At 72.6% G+C, this 16,892-nt stretch carries 12 protein-coding genes, 1 pseudogene and 1 riboswitch; of the genes and pseudogenes, 3 read left to right on the top strand and 10 right to left on the bottom strand.

The window, feature by feature from the left end:
- Positions 1-37: 37 nt before the first annotated feature.
- Complete coding sequence (locus tag ACIOC0_RS21190) at positions 38-889, bottom strand: sulfurtransferase (RefSeq protein ID WP_402156701.1); 852 nt, start codon at positions 887-889, stop codon at positions 38-40.
- 181 nt (positions 890-1,070) lie between these two features.
- Here ACIOC0_RS21190 and ACIOC0_RS21185 point away from each other — a divergent pair.
- Positions 1,071-1,861 (top strand): annotated as a pseudogene (locus tag ACIOC0_RS21185) (VOC family protein); the annotation flags it as partial.
- 21 nt (positions 1,862-1,882) lie between these two features.
- On the opposite strand, the gene ACIOC0_RS21180 reads toward ACIOC0_RS21185, so the two are convergent.
- The 4 genes from ACIOC0_RS21180 to ACIOC0_RS21165 all read right to left on the bottom strand — a co-directional run bounded on the left by ACIOC0_RS21180 (position 1,883) and on the right by ACIOC0_RS21165 (position 7,350).
- Entirely contained in the window at positions 1,883-2,530 is a 648-nt protein-coding gene (locus tag ACIOC0_RS21180; protein ID WP_130438191.1) for a thymidine kinase, read from the bottom strand.
- 61 nt (positions 2,531-2,591) lie between these two features.
- On the bottom strand, positions 2,592-3,782 hold the full coding sequence (locus tag ACIOC0_RS21175) for an alkaline phosphatase family protein (protein ID WP_402156699.1): 1,191 nt from the start codon (positions 3,780-3,782) through the stop codon (positions 2,592-2,594).
- Positions 3,782-4,378, bottom strand: coding sequence for a DUF5998 family protein (locus tag ACIOC0_RS21170; protein WP_402156698.1), 597 nt, complete (start codon positions 4,376-4,378; stop codon positions 3,782-3,784). Before ACIOC0_RS21170 ends, ACIOC0_RS21175 begins: the two co-directional genes overlap by 1 nt.
- A gap of 38 nt (positions 4,379-4,416) precedes the next feature.
- Positions 4,417-7,350, bottom strand: a complete 2,934-nt coding sequence (locus tag ACIOC0_RS21165) for a GNAT family N-acetyltransferase (RefSeq protein ID WP_402156696.1) — start codon at positions 7,348-7,350, stop codon at positions 4,417-4,419.
- Between the two features lie 176 nt (positions 7,351-7,526).
- Here ACIOC0_RS21165 and ACIOC0_RS21160 point away from each other — a divergent pair, with 176 nt between their 5' ends.
- Positions 7,527-7,808 (top strand): HPr family phosphocarrier protein, encoded by a 282-nt coding sequence (locus tag ACIOC0_RS21160; RefSeq protein WP_030235221.1) that lies wholly within the window; start codon positions 7,527-7,529, stop codon positions 7,806-7,808.
- A 272-nt stretch (positions 7,809-8,080) separates the two neighbouring features.
- Here ACIOC0_RS21160 and ACIOC0_RS21155 read toward each other — a convergent pair whose 3' ends face one another.
- The 4 genes from ACIOC0_RS21155 to ACIOC0_RS21140 form a co-directional block, all read right to left on the bottom strand.
- The gene (locus ACIOC0_RS21155) at positions 8,081-8,773 is read right to left on the bottom strand and encodes a GntR family transcriptional regulator (RefSeq protein ID WP_402156695.1); all 693 of its coding nucleotides are present in this window, start codon (positions 8,771-8,773) and stop codon (positions 8,081-8,083) included.
- Positions 8,774-9,000: 227 nt separating this feature from the next.
- Positions 9,001-9,762, bottom strand: a complete 762-nt coding sequence (locus tag ACIOC0_RS21150) for a M23 family metallopeptidase (RefSeq protein WP_402156693.1) — start codon at positions 9,760-9,762, stop codon at positions 9,001-9,003.
- Positions 9,763-9,775: 13 nt separating this feature from the next.
- Positions 9,776-9,943: riboswitch (cyclic di-AMP (ydaO/yuaA leader) on the bottom strand.
- A gap of 206 nt (positions 9,944-10,149) precedes the next feature.
- Entirely contained in the window at positions 10,150-11,538 is a 1,389-nt protein-coding gene (locus ACIOC0_RS21145; RefSeq protein WP_402156692.1) for a M16 family metallopeptidase, read from the bottom strand.
- Positions 11,535-12,956, bottom strand: coding sequence for a M16 family metallopeptidase (locus ACIOC0_RS21140; RefSeq protein WP_402156690.1), 1,422 nt, complete (start codon positions 12,954-12,956; stop codon positions 11,535-11,537). The genes ACIOC0_RS21145 and ACIOC0_RS21140 overlap by 4 nt, the downstream gene beginning before the upstream one ends.
- A 306-nt stretch (positions 12,957-13,262) precedes the next feature.
- Here ACIOC0_RS21140 and ACIOC0_RS21135 point away from each other — a divergent pair, with 306 nt between their 5' ends.
- Entirely contained in the window at positions 13,263-15,719 is a 2,457-nt protein-coding gene (locus ACIOC0_RS21135) for a DNA topoisomerase (ATP-hydrolyzing) subunit A (protein ID WP_402156688.1), read from the top strand.
- 79 nt (positions 15,720-15,798) lie between these two features.
- On the opposite strand, the gene ACIOC0_RS21130 is transcribed toward ACIOC0_RS21135, so the two are convergent.
- Entirely contained in the window at positions 15,799-16,887 is a 1,089-nt protein-coding gene (locus tag ACIOC0_RS21130) for a CobW family GTP-binding protein (protein ID WP_402156686.1), read from the bottom strand.
- Positions 16,888-16,892: the final 5 nt, after the last annotated feature.

Below are 16,892 nucleotides of genomic sequence, written 5' to 3'. Positions count from 1 at the left end.
CGGTGCGGCCCTCACCCATGTGCCCGCGGAGCAGGGCTCACTGAGGGTCAGGGCCCACCGCGACCGGGCGGGACGGGTCCGAGGACCACTCCGACCAGGAGCCGACGTACAGGGCCGCCGGAACGCCCGCCACGGCCAGTGCCAGGACCTCGTGCGCGCCGGAGACGCCCGAGCCGCAGTACACGCCCACCCGCGTGCCCTCGGTGGCTCCCAGCGCCTTGAAACGGTCCCTCAGGTCCCCGGCGGGCAGGAAGCGGCCGTCCGGCCCGACGTTGTCGGTGGTGGGCGCGGAAATCGCGCCCGGGATGTGCCCGCCCACCCTGTCGATCGGCTCCACCTCGCCCCGGTACCGCTCCCCCGCGCGCGCGTCGAGCAGCACACCGGAGCGGGCCAGCGCGGCGGCCCCGTCCGCGTCGAGGAGCTCTGCGGCAACCGGCGCCGGCTCGAAGTCGCCCTCGCCGGGCACGGGCACGTCGGTCTGCAACTCGCCCTGCCAGGACGGCAGACCGCCGTCGAGGACCCTCACGTCGGGATGGCCCGTCCAGCGCAGCAGCCACCACGCGCGTGCCGCCGCCCAGCCCTGCCCGCCGTCGTACACGACGACCGGGCGGGCTGCCGACACGCCCGCCCTGCGCACGGCGGCGCCGAACTCCGCCAGGTCCGGCAGGGGATGGCGTCCGCGCGTGCCGGGTGTCCCGGCCAGCTCGCGGTCCAGGTCGACGTAGACGGCGCCGGGCACATGTCCCGAGGCGTACGCGGCCCGGCCGTCGAAGGCCGGCTCGCCCGCCGCCTTCGCCAGGGTGAGCTGCCAGCGGACGTCGAGAACGACCGGAGGGGCGTCGCCTGCCAGGCCGCCGGCGAGTTCGGATGCGGAGATGATGGCGTTCATGGCCCCCATCCTTGCGCACAGGGTGGTCCGTTCGTCCCCGTCCGGCTACTGTGCTCGGCCGGACGACCCCGGTCACGAGGCGTACGGAACCGGGCACAGGGCGTAGGACCGGTCGTCGCCCGGCGGCCGTCGCGCGCGGCCGGGAAGGGGTGAAGATGACCGAAGGGCTGGGCTTGCACCCCGAGGACCTGCCGGTCCGAGCGGCGGGGCGTCCGCCCGGCCGCTCTCGGCATCCCCCGCTGGGTGAGTCTGATGGTGCGCGGACCGACCGCCGCCCAGGAGTTCTACGGCGAGCTGTTCGGCTGGGAGTTCCGGGCCGGTCCGCGGCAACTCGGCCCCCATGTGCGGGCGCTGCCGGACGGCCGTGAGGTGGCCGGCATCGGACGGCTCCCTGCGGACCGGCATCTCACCGTCGCCTGCACGCCCCACCTCGCTTCCGACCGTGTGGACGCCACGGCCGACGCGGTGCGTCTGTGCGGCGGCACTGTGGGGGTCGGCCCGCGCGACGCCGGTGACGCCGGGCGCCTGGCCATCGGCTCAGACCCCTCCGGCGCCTTCTTCGGCGTCTGGGAGGCGGCGACCCACCTCGGCACCGCAGTCACCGGCGTGCACGGCACGCCCGCGTGGCATGAACTGGTGACCTACGAGGCCGCCGGCGTCGCCACGTTCTACGAGACGGTGTTCGACTACGGGCTGCAGGCGGCGGAGCCGGCCGGCACGGATCACGTCACCTTGCTCGTCGGCGGCCGGCCGGTGGCGGGCGTGCGGGGCTTGGGCGGCGCGTTGCCCCGGTACCGGGGGCCGCACTGGGTGACGTACTTCGAGGTGGACGACGCGGACGTGGCGCTCGCACGGGTCGTCGGCCTGGGCGGGCGTGTCCTGCGTCCGGCGCGTGACAGTGCGCACGGGCGCATGGCGGACGTGGCCGACCCGGAGGGGGCCCGCTTCGCGCTGATCCAGCGCTCTCGCTGAGCCGGTGCCCCGACTGGTCCCTCAGACCTGCTGCACCGGCAGCACGTCCGGCGACAGCGCCGCCGCCCGGGCCGTGGCCGCCGTCATACGACGCCGGTGGTGCCGGCGGCACAGGACCTCGTAGCCGATGGTGTTCGCCTGGTTGACGTCGCCGATGACGACCTGGGCACCCTCGACGACCATCACGCCGCCGACGGTGCGGGCGTTGTGCGTGGCCCGCGCGCCGCACCAGCACAGGGCCTCGACCTGGAGCACCTCCACACGGTCGGCAAGTTCGACGAGCCTCTGGGAACCGGGGAACAGCTTGGAGCGGAAGTCGGTGGTGATGCCGAAGGCGTAGACGTCGATGCCGAGGTCGTCGACCACGCGCGCGAGCTGGTCGATCTGCTCCTCGGCGAGGAACTGCGCCTCGTCCGCGATCACGTAGTCGGCGCGGCCGCCCTGCGAGAGGTGGTCGACCAGGTAGGCGTACAGGTCGCGTCCGTCCTCGACCTCGACCGCGTCGGTGACCAGGCCGAGACGGGAGGACAGCTTGCCCTCGCCCGCGCGGTCGTCGCGGGTGAAGATCATGCCCTGGAGCCCGCGCGCGGAGCGGTTGTGCTCGATCTGGAGAGCCAGCGTCGACTTCCCGCAGTCCATGGTTCCGGAGAAGAACACCAGCTCGGGCATGGGGGGTTGCGCACCTTTCGGCGGGGTCGATGGCGTGTCGGTGAGGGGGAGGCCGGGGCCGTCAGGAGCGTACTTCGAGGAGCGGGACGAGTTGTTCGGCGGGGGTCATGGAGCCGTGGTTGCCGACCATCGCCGACTCCTTCGGCTCCCGCTCGGAGGCGATGATCAGGACGTCGTCCCGGGCGGCCGCGATCACGTCGCCGAGGCGGGCGTGGACACGTTCGTCGACGTGCGGGCCGAACCAGCCCGCCGCGACGGCCTCTTCGCGCGAGGCCACCCAGAACTGCTCGCCGAGGACCTCGCGCCAGCAGGTCAGGACGTCGCCCTCGGCGCCCGGTACGGCGTAGACGTGACGGGCGCGGCCCTCGCCGCCCAGCAGGGCGACTCCGGCGCTCAGCTCCCAGTCCTCGTCGAAGTCGATGCGGTGCTGCTCGTCGAAGGGCACGTCGAGCATGCCGTGGTCGGCAGTGACGTAGAGCGCGCTGCGCGGCGGGAGTTGCTCGGCCAGGCGCTGGACGAGCCGGTCGACGTACATCAGCTGGCCGCGCCAGGTGTCGGAGGCGACGCCGTAGCGGTGCCCCGCGCCGTCGAGTTCGGCGTAATAGGTGTACACCAGGGAGCGGTCGCCGGCGGCGAGTTGCTCCGCCGCGAAGTCGACGCGCTCCTCGCCGGTGAGACGGCCGTGGAACCTGCCGCCGCTGAGCGCCACCTTGGTCAGCGGGGTGGTCTCGAAGTGGGGCGAGGACACCTGCGCGGCGTGTACCCCGGCGGCGTCGGCGAGCTGGAAGACCGTGGGGTACGGCTGCCAGGTGTGCGGCGGCGTCCACGGCTGCCAGCGGAGCTGGTTCATCAGCTCGCCGGTGCCCGGGTCGCGCACGGCGTAGCCGGGCAGGCCGTGCGCTCCGGGCGGGAGGCCGGTGCCGACGGACGCGAGGGAGGTCGCGGTGGTCGCGGGGAAGCCGGCGGTGATCGGGCGTCCGGTGCCGCCGCGGGAGCTGCCGAGGAGGGCGTGCAGGTAGGGGGCCTCGTCCGGGTGGGACCGGATCTGCTCCCAGCCGAGGCCGTCGATCAGGAAGACGCAGTTGCGGTCGGCCGGGGTGAGTTCCGTGATCGACGCGGTCATGCCGGGGACGCCCATGCCGGCGGCCAGGGTGGGCAGCAGGTCGGCGAGGGAGCCGGAGCCGTACTCGGGGACGGGCGCGGAGGAGACGGCGAGGGGCTCCGGGTCGTCCCAGGCGGCGGGCGCGGCCATCAGCGGGTGACGTCCGTGGTCGCCTCGGAGAGGGACTGCGCGAAGGCGAGCGCCTGGCGCACCGTCTCCGGGCCGTCGCCGGCCTCGCTGACACGCAGGCTGAGGTCGTCCGCCGTGGAGTTGCCGGTGTAGCCGTGGTCGGCGTCGCAGTTGGGGTCGCCGCAGGCGGCGGGTTCCAGGTCGATGCGGGAGACGGCGCCCCAGCCGATGGTCAGGACGACCTCGCGCGGGACGCTGCCCGCGGTGTACGACTCCGGGTTGGCGACCACACGGCTGACGACGACCGACGAGATCCGGCCGATCTTCACGGACTCCGTGGACGTCGTGGCGTAGGGCGTCGGGGAGGTGCTGTCGGCGGCCTGCTCGTCGGTGTGGCTGACGATGAAGCGGTTGCCGGTGAGGACCAGCACGGTCACATGCCGGCGGACCTCGTTCTGGTCGAAGGTGGTCTCCTGGTGGACCAGGTACGACCGGATGGGCTCGCCGCCCACGGCGGCCTCCACCGCCTCGGCCACGAGGGCCGGGTAGTAGCCGCTGCGCTCGATCGCCGCACGCAGCCCCTGGGTCGTCGTACTGGTCTTGGCCATGCGGTCCATCCTACGGGGACCCACTGACTGCGCGGGAACGCTCGCGTTCAGTAGACCGGGAGGGTGCGCGGGCCGAGGTCGTCGCGGGCGGGCGGGGGCGCGAGGCGGACGGAGGCGCCGAGCACGCTGAGGCCGTGCGGGGCGACGACGACCGGTTCCAGGGTCACCGCGACGACCTCGGGATGATCGTCGACCAGGCGGGAGACCCGCAGCAGGAGTTCCTCCAGGGCGGGGGTGTCGACGGCGGCGGATCCGCGCCAGCCGAACAGGAGCGGAGCGGTCCGGATGGAGCGGACCAGGGAGGCCGCGTCGCGGTCGGTGACGGGAACCAGGCGGTGGGCCATGTCCCCGAGCAGTTGGGAGGCGGCTCCGGCGAGACCGAAGGAGAGCACCGCGCCGGCCGCCGGGTCGATCACCGCGCGGACGACCGTGTCGACTCCGCGCGGCGCCATCGCCTGGACGACCGGGCGCAGTTCCTCGGCGCTGCCGAACATCTCCGTCAACTCGGCGTAGCTACGCCGCAGTTGCTCCTCGTCGGCGAGGTCGAGGCGGACACCGCCCAGGTCGGCGCGGTGACGGAGGTGGGGGGCGGTGGCCTTGAGGGCGACGGGGTAGCCGAGGGCGCCGGCGGCTCGCGCGGCCTCGTCGGGGGTGGGCGAGGGGACGGCCGGGCGCAGGTGGACCCCGTAGCGGCCGAGGAGCTCACGGGTCTCGTCGGCGCCGAGGGTGAGGCCCTGCCCGCGCGCGAGGAGCCCGTCGATCAGCTCGGCGGCTCCCCTCTCGTCGATGTCGTCGTACTCGGGCACCTTGCCGGGGTCGGCGGCCTCGCGGCGCCAGTGCGCGTACTTCACCGCTTCGGAGAGGGCGCGGACCGCGCGTTCGGCGGCGGGATAGGCGGGGATGAGGTGAGCGCCCTCGGAGGCGCCGGCCGGGGAGGGCACGGAGCCCGGCGGCTGGGGCGCGGGGGGCACCGGCGTGTCGGGAGCGGCCGCGTCGGGAGCGGGCGCGTCGGCTGTGTGCGCGTCGGCTGTGTGCGCGTCGGCTGTGTGACTTTCGGCTGCGCGGGGCGGGTCTGAGTGGGCCTGTGGGTCCGTGGCCGCGGCGGCACGCGCGCGGGGGGCCGTGCTGGAGGCCGCCGACAGGGCCTCCGCGAGGCCGCCGATCTCCACGTGCACGACGAGCACCGGCTTGGCGGGGCCGGCGGCCGCGGCCGTGCGCAGCGCCTCGGCCAGTTCCGCGTCCCCGGGCGAAGCCTCGCCGATCGCGGGGATCGCCGTGACCACCACCGCGTCGCAGGTGTCGTCGGCCAGGGCGCGGGCCAGTGCCGCGTGGAAGTCCTCCGCCGTGGCCTGGGTGGTCAGGTCCTGCGGCCGCAGCGGGCGCAGTCCCTGGGAGAGGCATGCGTCATACGTCAGCAGGCCGAGCGACTCGGAGTTGCCGAGGATGGCCACTCGGGGGCCGTTCGGCAGCGGCTGGCGGGCGAGCAGCAGGCCGGTGTCGACGAGTTCGGTGATGGTCTCCACCCGGATCACCCCTGCCTGCCGCAGCAGCGCGGACACGGTCGCGGGCGGCAGCCGGGTGGCCCGTACCGCGTGGCCCTGCGGTGCGGATCCGGCGCCCTGCACGACCACGAGGGGCTTCGCCGCCGCCGTGCGGCGTGCGAGGCGGGTGAACTTGCGGGGGTTGCCGATGGACTCCAGGTACATCAGGACGACGTCGGTGTCGGGGTCGTCGTACCAGTACTGGAGGACGTCGTTGCCGGAGACGTCGGCGCGGTTGCCGGAGGAGACGAACGTGGACACTCCGGTGACGCCGGTGACGCCTCCGCCGCGCCGGTGCAGACGGGACAGGAGGGCGACGCCGATGGCGCCGGACTGGGCGAACAGGCCGATGCGGCCGGGCCGCGGCATCTCCGGCGCCAGTGAGGCGTTGAGTCGCACCGTCGGCGCGGTGTTGACGATCCCGAAGGCGTTGGGGCCGATGATCCGCATTCCGTACGCGCGCGCGTGGCGGACGAGTGCGCGCTGGCGCTCGCGTCCTTCGGGGCCGCTCTCGGCGTAGCCGGCGGCGAGCACGACGAGTCCCTGCACGCCGTGCTCACCGCACTCGGCGACGACCTCGGGCACGTGTTCGGCGGGGACGGCGACGACCGCCAGGTCGACGTGCCCGGCGATCTCCCCCACGGAGCGGTGGGCGGGTGCCCCGTCGATCTCCTTGAGGTCCTCGGGGAACGCCTTGTTCACCGCGTAGAGGCGCCCGGTGAAGCCCGCGTCCCGCAGGTTGCCGAGGACGCCGCGGCCGACGCCGCCGGGCACGCGTCCGACGCCGACGACGGCGACCGAGCCGGGGGCCAGGAGCCGTCGCACGGAACGGGCCTCGGCGCGCTGCTCACGCGCGCGCTGCACCGCCAGGGAGCGCTCGGTGGGTTCGAGGTCGAACTCCAGACGGACGACGCCGTCCTCGAAGCTGCGCTTCTGGGTGTACCCGGCGTCCGTGAACACCTTGATCATCTTGCTGTTGGCGGGGAGCACCTCGGCGGCGAACCGGCGGATCCCGCGCTCGCGGGCGACGGCCCCGATGTGCTCCAGCAGCGCCGAGGCGACGCCCCTGCCCTGGTGGGCGTCCTGCACGAGGAAGGCGACCTCGGCCTCGTCGGCGGGTGCGGAGGCGGGCATGCCGTCGGCGCCGATGCGGTCATAGCGTACGGTGGCGATGAACTCGCCGCCGACCGTGGCCGCGAGTCCCACCCGGTCCACAAAGTCGTGGTGCGTGAAGCGGTGGACGTCCTTGGCGGACAGACGCGGGTAGGGCGCGAAGAAGCGGTAGTACTTCGACTCGTCCGAGACCTGCTCGTAGAAGTTGACCAGGCGCTCGGCGTCATCGACGGTGATGGGGCGGATGCGCGCGGTGCCGCCGTCGCGCAGCACCACGTCGGCTTCCCAGTGGGCGGGGTACTCGTGCCGGTCCGGCGCGCTCTGCATGGGGCCCAGAGTACGGCTCGCGTACGACAACGGCGCGAGGCAGTCTGTGAGGACGAAACCGTGGGGTCGAGGCCGCGATCCCACGTCCACCGGCAGAACGGGGCGACCCCGTTCCAAGGTGCTTCACGTGTGGAACACTGGTCTAGACAACCCTGAACAGCGAAGGGCAGCATCACATGGCTGAGCGCCGCGTCAACGTCGGCTGGGCCGAGGGCCTCCACGCCCGCCCCGCCTCCATCTTCGTCCGAGCCGCCACGGCCGCAGGCGTCCCGGTGACGATCGCCAAGGCGGGTGGCACCCCCGTCAACGCGGCGTCCATGCTGGCCGTCCTCGGTCTGGGCGCCCAGGGCGGCGAGGAGATCGTCCTCGCCTCCGACGCCGAGGGCGCGGACGCCGCCCTGGACCGGCTGGCCAAGCTGGTCTCCGAGGGCCTCGAGGAGCTTCCCGAGACCGTCTGAGCCACGCTCGCGGCGCCCTTGGAGCCGCGTCGCCCCACCCGGGCGGCGCGGCTTCGCCGTCTCGGCCCCGTACCGGTCACTCGCCGGCCAGCCACAATTTCGGCAATTTCGGCGAGGGGGGGAATCCCGTTCCTCCGAGAGGTGCAGAAAAGGCCGGCGGGCGGGTTCGCGGACGCACGGAAAGCGCGACCGGTCAATTCCGGGCGCGCGCCATGAAAAGGCAGCGGAAATATGGCCCGCCGAATATCCCCTCTTTGTATACGGCTCCCGTGTTAATGCCGGCGGCCTGACATGTTGACGGCGTGTTGCGAAGTCCTCACACGCTCCGCCCCGTCCCCGCCGGTGAAGCGCAGCCGGTGCACGGCGGAGGCGCGCTCGGTGTGCAGCGCCGTGATCGCCCGCGCGCGCTCTCCGTCGCCGCGCGCCACCGCGTCCACGATCGCGCCGTGCTCCGCCCAGGACTCCACCGGGTCGGCCGGCGTCTCCACCGCGTACATCCAGACGATCTTGTGACGCAGCCCGGTCAGCGTGGAGGACAGGGCGTGGCTGCCGCAGGCCTGGGCGAGCGTCTCGTGGAACCAGCCGCCCAGGGAGCGCAGGTCCTCGCTGCCTCCCCGCCTGGCGCGCTCCTGGCCCAGCCGGACCAGGCCGCGCAGCACCTTCAGATGCGCCTCGGTGCGCCGCTGGGCGGCCCGGGACGCGCCGAGCGGCTCCAGCAGCAGTCGCATCTCGAGCAGGTCGGCGGCCTCCTGCTCGGTCGGTTCCGCCACGCACGCGCCCGCATGCCGTCGGGTGACGACGAAGCCCTCCGCCTCCAGCGTGCGCAGCGCCTCGCGGACGGGGACGCGCGAGACTCCGTAGCGGCGGGCGAGCAGTTCCTCGGTGAGGCGGCTGCCGCGCTCGTAGACACCCGCGACGATGTCGTCCCGGATGGCCGTGCACACCGAGTGCGCCGGAATACGCATGACCGACCTCCGCCTTTGTCCCCGCGAAACGTCGACGAGTGACGTCCGTTCCGTGACTCTATTGCAATGTGCGGGAATTTCCGATGGCGGGCCGGAATCCATGGATATTTTTTGGACAGCGGAGGCGATGAAGCGGGGAAAACGGCAAAAGCCCGGCCCCCGGAGGACGCTGTCGGTGCGTGCGTCCCCCGGGGGCCGGGGCTGTGGGTTCGGTGCGCCGTGCGGCGTCAGACGTTCAGGCCGTGCTTGCGGAGATAGGCGACGGGGTCGATGTCCGAGCCGTACTCCGGGCTGGTGCGGGCCTCGAAGTGCAGGTGCGGGCCGGTGACGTTGCCGGTGGCGCCCGACAGGCCGATCTGCCGGCCCGGGGTGACCTGCTCGCCCACCGAGACGCTGATGGACGACAGGTGGCCGTACTGGGTGTACGTGCCGTCGCTCATCCGGATCACGACCTGGTTGCCGTAGGCGCCGCCCCAGCCGGCCTCGACAACGGTGCCGAGCCCGACGGCGTGCACGGTGGTGCCGCTGGAGGCGTGGAAGTCGATGCCGGTGTGGCTGCCGGAGGACCACAGGGAGCCGCCGGACTTGTAGCTCGTGGAGACGTACGAGCCGCTGATCGGCGGGACGAAGGTGTTCAGGCGCTTGCGCTCGGCGGCGCGGGCGGCACGCGCCCTGGCCGCGCGCTCCTCCCTGACCTTCATGGCTGCCATGACGGCGGCCTTCTTCACCTCGGCGGCCTCCTGGGCCGCCTGCTGCTGGGCGGCGGCCTGGTCGTCGACCTGCTGGGCGACGGAGTCGCCGACGTTGACGACCGGGACGAGGCCGGTCTGCTCGACGGAGGGCGTGGGCTCGGCGGCGACGGCGGAGCCGGAGGCGACGGTGGCGATGACGCCCGTGGTGGTCAGTGCGGCGATGCTCGCCGCGCGCGCGGAGGTGCGCCGCATCCGACCGGGACGACGGTGCTTCCCGGTGGCGCAGGTGAACGCCATGAAGTTGAGCGGTCCTTTCCTTCCCTCTCGCCTACCGGGTTAGCTGACGGGTTCGGAGCAGGAAGGTCTCCTACGGACCCCCTCGCGACTCGCGCGGGCGTCCGATTCACCCCAGGGACTTCACAGTTGGGTCCCCGGCTCCCCTGGCTCGCGCCGTACGGGGACTCGGCGATGACTGTCCGGTGCCGCGGGTGCGGCGCAGTGCCCGACGGACAGCCCGGACGAACCTAGACGGGGCCGCTGTCAATTCCCAAACAGAAGCCGCCTTTTGTAGCGCATCCCACAGGGCAGACGGGCAGTCACTCCCGCAATTCGGACATCATCCGGACAACAGGGAGTCCCGGTGACACATACGTCACCGGGACTCCAAGCGCGCGTGCGGGTGGGTCAGTCGGCCGTGACGACCTTCACCTCGCCGATGCCGAGAGCCTCGACCGGCGCCTTGATCTGCGCCGCGTCACCGACGAGCACGGTCACCAGACGGTCCACCGGGAAGGCGCTCACGGCGGCCGCGGTGGCCTCCACGGTGCCGGTGGCGGCGAGCTGCTGATAGAGCGTCGCCTGGAAGTCGTCCGGCAGGTGCTGCTCGACCTGGTCGGCGAGCGTGGCGGCGACGGCCGCGGCGGTCTCGTACTTCAGCGGCGCCACGCCGACGAGGTTCTGCACGGCGACGTCGCGCTCGGCGTCGGTCAGCCCGCCCTCGGCCAGGGTGCGCAGCACCTTCCACAGGTCGTCCAGCGCGGGGCCGGTGTTCGGGGTGTCGACCGAGCCACTGATCGCGAGCATGGCGGCGCCCGAGCCGTCCGGAGCGGACCGCAGGACCTGCCCGAAGGCGCGCACGCCGTAGGTGTAGCCCTTCTCCTCGCGCAGGACGCGGTCCAGACGGGAGGTGAGGGTGCCGCCGAGGCAGTACGTGCCGAGCACCTGCGCGGGCCACACGCGTGCGTGCCGGTCGGGTCCGATACGGCCGATCAGCAGCTGCGTCTGGACGGCGCCGGGGCGGTCCACGATGACGACCCGGCCGTTGTCGTCGGCGGTGACCGGCGGCACCGGGCGCGGCTGCGCGGCGGAACCCGTCCACGTGCCCAGGGTGTCGCCGAGGAGCGCCGCCAGGTCGACGTCGGTGAGGTCGCCGACGATCACGGCGGTGGCCGTGGAGGGGCGGACGTGCTTCTCGTAGAAGGCGCGCACGGCCGCGGAGTCGATGTTCTCGACCGTCTCCGCGGTGCCCTGACGGGGGCGCGACATGCGCGCGTCGGCCGGGAACAGCTCCTTGGAGAGCTCCTTGGCCGCACGCCGGGAGGGGTTGGCCAGCTCGTGCGGGATCTCGTCCAGGCGGTTGCGGACGAGGCGCTCGACCTCGCTGTCGGCGAACGCGGGCGCCCTGAGGGCATCGGCGACCAGGCCGAGGGCCTTGGCCAGCCGGGAGGCGGGCACCTCCAGGCTCACGCGGACGCCGGGGTGGTCGGCGTGGGCGTCGAGGGTGGCGCCGCAGCGCTCCAGCTCGGCGGCGAACTCCTCGGCGGAGTGCTTGTCGGTGCCCTCGGAGAAGGCGCGCGCCATGATCGTGGCGACGCCGTCCAGGCCGGCCGGCTCGGCGTCCAGGGGCGCGTCGAGGAGGACTTCGACGGCGACGACCTGCTGGCCGGGGCGATGGCAGTGCAGGACGGTCAGCCCGTTGTCGAGGTTTCCGCGCTCGGGCGCCGGGAACGCCCACGGCTTGGCGTCGCCCGCCTGCGGCTGGGGGTGGAAGTCCATCGTGGCGAGCTCGGTCACTTGGTCGCCTCCTCGTCGTGGTCGTCGGCGGTGGTCGCGGCGCCGTCGGCGCTCTCCGTGCCCTCGGTGGGCTCCGTGGGCTCGGTGGGCTCCGTGGGCTCGGTGGGCTCCGTGGGCTCCGTGGGCTCGTACACCAGCACCGCGCGGTTGTCGGGGCGCAGCCGGGCCTTCGCGACCTCGCGAACCTCCTGCGCCGTCACGTCCAGCACGCGCTGGACGGCGGTCAGGGCGAGCTGCGGGTCGCCGAACAGCACCGCGAACCGGCACAGTTCGTCGGCGCGGCCGGCGACCGTGCCCAGGCGGTCCAGCCACTCGCGCTCCAACTGCGCCTGAGCGCGCTCCATCTCCTCGTCCGTGGGGCCCTCCTCGGCGAACCGGGCGAGCTCCTCGTCGATGGCGGTCTCGATGACGGGCACCTCGACGTCGCCGGAGGTCTTCACGTCCAGCCAGCCCAGGGAGGGCGCTCCCGCGAGCCGCAGCAGGCCGAAGCTGGCCGCCACCGCCGTGCGGTCGCGGCGCACCAGACGGTTGTAGAGGCGGGATGACTCGCCGCCGCCGAGGACGGTGAGCGCCAGGTCGGCGGCGTCGCACTCGCGCGTGCCGTCCTGCGGCAGACGGTAGGCGGCCATCAGGGCGCGCGCCGGGACCTCCTCCTCGACGACCTCGCGCAGTTGCTCGCCGATGACGTCCGGCAGGGAGCCGTCCCGGGGCGCGGGCTTGCCGTCATGGCCGGGGATGGACCCGAAGTACTTCTCGATCCAGGCGAGGGTCTGCTCGGGGTCGATGTCGCCGACGACCGACAGGACGGCGTTGTTCGGCGCGTAGTACGTGCGGAAGAACGCGCGCGCGTCCTCCAGGGTCGCCGCGTCCAGATCGGCCATGGAGCCGATCGGCGTGTGGTGGTAGGGGTGGCCCTCCGGGTAGGCGAGGGCCGTGAGCTTCTCGAAGGCGGTGCCGTAGGGCACGTTGTCGTAGCGCTGACGGCGCTCGTTCTTGACGACGTCGCGCTGGTTCTCCATCGACTCGTCGTCCAGGGCGGTCAGCAGGGAGCCCATGCGGTCGGCCTCCAGCCAGAGGGCGAGCTCCAGCTGGTGCGCGGGCATGGTCTCGAAGTAGTTGGTGCGCTCGAAGCTCGTGGTGCCGTTGAGGGAGCCGCCCGCGCCCTGGACCAGCTCGAAGTGCCCGTTGCCCTTGACCTGGGCGGAGCCCTGGAACATCAGGTGCTCGAAGAGGTGGGCGAGTCCGGTGCGTCCCTTGACCTCGTGGCGCGATCCGACGTCGTACCAGAGGCACACCGCCGCGACGGGGGTCAGGTGGTCCTCTGAGAGCACCACGCGCAGGCCGTTGGCCAGGCGGTGCTCGGTCGCTGTCAGGCCCCCGGAGCCTGCCTGGGCTGTGGCCGTGTGACCCATGGGCATGTATGTCCCTTCCGATCGCGGACGCGGTCGTCGAAACCGCGGTTTTCCTGCCGGTCCTGCCACTGTATGCAAGCGCGTGGAGCGTCGGCGAAGTTCCCGGACGACGTACGCCGAGAGCGAGATCGCGTAGCCTGCGGGCAGCCGTGGAGAAGGGGCCTCCCTCACAGGGCACCGGGCCGACGCCCGGGCCCCGGCCCGCACTGTCAGTGCCACGGTCCACAATGGTCCGCGTCAGATCCCGTCACACGCCTCAGCACGCGAGCGCCCCGCAGGCGAGCGACCAGAACACAGGAGGAGCCGGCAGCGATGGCCCGCCGCAGCACGAAGACCCCGCCTCCCGACGACTCGTACGAGGAGAAGATCCTCGACATCGACGTCGTCGACGAGATGCAGGGCTCCTTCCTCGAGTACGCGTACTCGGTCATCTATTCGCGCGCCCTGCCGGACGCCCGCGACGGCCTCAAGCCCGTGCACCGCCGCATCGTCTACCAGATGAACGAGATGGGCCTGCGCCCCGACCGCGGCTATGTGAAGTGCGCCCGTGTCGTCGGCGAGGTCATGGGCAAGCTGCACCCGCACGGTGACGCGTCGATCTACGACGCGCTGGTGCGCATGGCCCAGCCCTTCTCCATGCGCGTGCCGCTGGTCGACGGCCACGGCAACTTCGGTTCGCTGGGCAACGACGACCCGCCGGCCGCCATGCGGTACACCGAGTGCCGTCAGGCAGCGGCGACGAGCCTGATGACCGAGTCGATCGACGAGGACACGGTCGACTTCACGCCCAACTACGACGGCCAGGAGCAGGAGCCGGTGGCCCTGCCGGCCGCCTTCCCCAACCTCCTGGTCAACGGCGCCTCCGGCATCGCGGTCGGCATGGCCACCAACATGCCGCCGCACAACCTGGCCGAGGTGATCGCGGCCGCCCGCCATCTGATCCGGCACCCGAACGCCGATCTGGACGCCCTGATGCGGCACGTCCCGGGTCCCGACCTGCCCACCGGCGGCCGCATCGTCGGCCTGTCCGGCATCCGCGACGCCTACGAGACGGGCCGCGGCTCCTTCAAGATCCGTGCGACGGTGTCGGTGGAGACGGTGACGGCCCGCCGCAAGGGCCTGGTGGTGACGGAACTGCCGTTCGCCGTCGGCCCCGAGAAGGTCATCGCCAAGATCAAGGACCTGGTCGGCTCGAAGAAGATCCAGGGCATCGCCGACGTCAAGGACCTCACCGACCGCGAGCACGGACTGCGCCTGGTCATCGAGATCAAGAACGGCTTCGTGCCGGAGGCGGTCCTGGAGCAGCTCTACAAGCTGACGCCGATGGAGGAGTCCTTCGGCATCAACAACGTGGCGCTGGTGGACGGCCAGCCGCTCACGCTGGGCTTGAAGGAGCTTCTGGAGGTCTACCTCGACCACCGCTTCGAGGTCGTGCGGCGGCGCAGCGAGTTCCGTCGCGGCAAGCGGCGCGACCGCCTCCACCTGGTGGAGGGCCTGCTCACGGCGCTCGTCGACATCGACGAGGTCATCCGGCTGATCCGCTCCAGCGAGAACAGCGCCGAGGCCAAGCAACGCCTGATCGAGCGCTTCTCCCTGTCCGAGGTGCAGACGCAGTACATCCTGGACACGCCGCTGCGCCGGCTCACCAGGTACGACCGCATCGAGCTGGAGGCGGAGAAGGAGAAGCTCAACGAGGAGATCGCCGAGCTGACCCGGATCCTGGAGTCGGACGCGGAGCTGCGCAAGCTGGTCTCGGCGGAACTGGCGGCGGTGACGAAGAAGTTCGGTACCGAGCGCCGTACGGTGCTGCTGGAGTCGTCGGGCACGCCGGCGGCCGTCGTGCCGCTCCAGGTGGCCGACGCCCCGTGCCGGGTGCTGCTCTCCTCGACGGGCCTGCTGGCCCGTACGGCGAACGGCGCGCCCTTCGCCGAGGAGGGGGACGTCCGGCGGACCAAGCACGATGTGATCGTCTCCGCGGTGCCTGCCACCGCGCGCGGGGAGATCGGCGCGGTCACCTCGGCGGGCCGGCTGCTGCGGATCAACGTCGTGGACCTGCCGCAGCTCCCGGACACCGCCTCGGCGCCGAACCTGTCGGGCGGCGCGCCGGTCGCGGAGTTCGTCTCCCTGGAGGGCGACGAGACGCTGATCTGCCTCACCACGCTCGACGAGTCCTCCCCCGGGCTGGCGATCGGCACCGCGCAGGGCGTGGTCAAGCGGGTGGTGCCGGACTATCCGTCCAACAAGGACGAGCTGGAGGTCATCACCCTCAAGGAGGGCGACCGGATCGTCGGCGCGGTGGAGCTGCGCACGGGCGAGGAGGACCTGGTCTTCATCACGGACGACGCCCAGTTGCTGCGTTACCAGGCCGGGCAGGTCCGTCCGCAGGGCCGTGCGGCGGGCGGCATGGCCGGCATCAAGGTCGCCGAGGGCGCCAAGGTGATCTCGTTCACCGCGGTGGACCCGGCGGCGGACGCGGTGGTCTTCACCGTCGCCGGCTCGCGCGGCACGCTGGACGACTCCGTCCAGACGACCGCCAAGCTCACCCCGTTCGACCAGTACCCGCGCAAGGGCCGCGCCACCGGCGGTGTGCGCTGCCAGCGGTTCCTCAAGGGCGAGGACTGCCTGTCCCTGGCCTGGGCGGGGCCGGCCCCGGCACGTGCGGCGCAGAAGAACGGCCTGCCGGCCGAACTGCCCGAGATGGACCCCCGCCGCGACGGCTCGGGCGTCTCCCTGGCCAAGACCGTGTCGGTGGTGGCGGGGCCGGTGTAGGGGTACCGCATCCCAGGGTTCCCTTGGGCAGGTGGCCGGCCCCGACTGGGTGGGTGCCGGCCACCGTCCGCCCGCCGTCTCAGGGCTGTGTGAGGCCGGTCTCGAGGCTTTCGACGTCCTCGAACGCCTGCGGGTCGGGATCCCGTACGTAGCGCAGGACGCCCCACATGGCGTGCTCGTCGGGTTCCCCGGCGTCGCCCACGCAGGCCTCCAGTTCGCCCGTGAGGGCGGTGGCGTCGATGCCGGCGCCGATCAGGACGAGCTGGGTGAGGCGTGGCTCGGCGGGCGGCCAGGGCTCGGGGTGGAAGCGCAGGAAGCGGCCCACAGCGTGCACGGCGTAGCGGTTGTGGGGGTCGTGCGGGCCGAAGTCGACGTACCCCTTGATCCGGTACAGGCCCTCGGGGCGACTGTCCAGGAATGACATCGTCCGGCGCGGGTCCAGGGGCGCTTCGCGGGCGAAGGAGAGGCTGTCGTAGGCAGCGTGCAGATGGTCGGCGTGGCCGGCGTCGTCCGTGTGGCGGTGCAGGTCGTCGAACGACAACTGCCCGATGCGCTCCTCGCTCGGCCGGCAGTCGAAGAGGAGCTCTGGGTCGATGCGGCCGTAGGCGGCCGGGACGACGGCGGCCCGGTCGGTGAGGGACCGGACGAGGCCGACGACCCGGTCTGCGTCGGCCGCCCGGTCCAGCTTGTTCACCACGACCAGGTCGGCGAGGGCGAGATGCCGGTCGATCTCCGGGTGCTTGGTGCGGGTCTCGTCGAACTCGACGGCGTCGACGACCTCCACGAGTCCGCCGTACACGATCGCCGGGTGCTTGCTTGCCAGCACCATCCGGACGAGTTCCTGGGGCTCGGCGAGGCCGCTGGCCTCGATGACGATGACGTCGACGCCGGTGGCGGGCCGCGCGAGCCGCTCCAGGTAGACGTCGAGTTCGCTCGCGTCGACGGCGCAGCACAGGCAGCCGTTGCCGAGGGAGACGGTGGAGTCGCCGAGCGCGCCGGCGACGGCCATGGCGTCGATCTCGATGGCGCCGAAGTCGTTGACGAGGGCGCCGATCCGGCTGCCTCCGCTGCGGTGCAGCAGGTGGTTCAAGAGAGTCGTCTTGCCGGAGCCCAGGAAGCCGGCGAGAACGACGACCGGGATCTGCTGCGGGGTTCGGCTCTGCGTCAACGTGC

Source organism: Streptomyces sp. NPDC088254, assembly GCF_044740925.1.
In the GTDB taxonomy this organism is placed as follows: domain Bacteria; phylum Actinomycetota; class Actinomycetes; order Streptomycetales; family Streptomycetaceae; genus Streptomyces.
Note: the sequence above shows the minus strand (reverse complement) of the source record. Positions and strands in the feature narration are given on the sequence as shown.